Consider the following 1163-nt stretch of genomic DNA (forward strand, 5'->3'; position numbering starts at 1 on the left):
AACGCTTGCTCCTCCTATGCGGCAGCCTCCTCCCGACCCCAGCGGAAGGTGGTGCCATCGATCCACATGCGATGCAGAATGACCGCAAGTTTCCGGGCCAGCGCCACCTTGGCGCGCCGCATGCCGCGCCGTTCGCGACTTCCAGCGCCCAGCGCTTGAGCGCGGAGAAACGCACGGCCCGCGTCAGCAGGATGTGGGCGCCCTCATAGAGCGCCGTGCGCACCATCGGATCGCCCACCCGGCTCACCGCGCCCGTGATATCAGTCTCGCCCGACTGGTACTTCTTCGGCGTCAGCCCAAAATGCGCGCCCACAGCTCGCGAGCGGGCGAAGCGCTCGGGATTGTCCACCGCGGACGTGAAGGTCACCTCAATCAGCGCGCCGACACCCGGCACGCTCATCAGCCGCCGGCAGACCTCGTTCTCCCGCGCGATCGCCAGCATGGCGCGATGTAACCGGGCGAACTCGGTTTGCAGCGCCTCTCTGGCCCGCAGCATCGCCTCGGCAATCTTCTCCAGCATCGCATGACCGGCGACCAGTGAACGCACCCGGGCGGCGAACTGGCCCTTGCTGATCTCGCCGATCTTCAGGCCGAAGCCGCGCAACAGCCCTCGCAGGCTGAGTTCGACGTCCCGCATCTTGGCCTGCAGCTGCTTGCGGGCCATGAGCAGCGCCCGCACCTCCTGGGCCGGCGGCGACTTGCAGTGGACGGGCCGGAACCAGCCCATGCGCAGCAGCTGGGCGATGCCGCGGGCGTCGCGGCGGTCGGTTTTGACAATCATGGCCGAGAGCGCCGCCTTCACATGCCGGGTCTCGAGCAGCACGGTGTCATAACCGGCCTTCTGCAAGCCTGCATGCAGCCACTGCGACAGAGGGCCGGCTTCGAGGCCAACGCGGGTGAGCGGTAAGTTCAAGCCGGCGAGAAAGGTGGCGAGCGTCTCCGGCTCGCTGGCGACCTTCGCCTCGCGGATGATCTGTCCTGTGGCATCGAGGATGCAGACGCTGCTCAGTTCCAAAGACACGTCAATCCCGGCCTAATAGTCCATGGCTGTCCCTCATGATGCTTGGGGCCGATCCGCTCGGACCCCGTTTCAACACACATCACTCTGAGGGACAGCCACCCGCTCCGCTACTGCGTGAGCGGCAGGCCCATTACGGCATCTA

1 pseudogene is annotated in these 1163 nt (G+C 66.4%); it reads right to left on the reverse strand.

Annotation, left to right across the window (positions count from 1 at the left end):
• Positions 1-14: 14 nt before the first annotated feature.
• A pseudogene (locus tag DC522_RS33645) lies at positions 15-1101 on the reverse strand (IS110 family transposase).
• Positions 1102-1163 lie beyond the last annotated feature (62 nt).

Source organism: Microvirga sp. KLBC 81 (assembly GCF_003075415.1).
Lineage (GTDB): Bacteria > Pseudomonadota > Alphaproteobacteria > Rhizobiales > Beijerinckiaceae > Microvirga.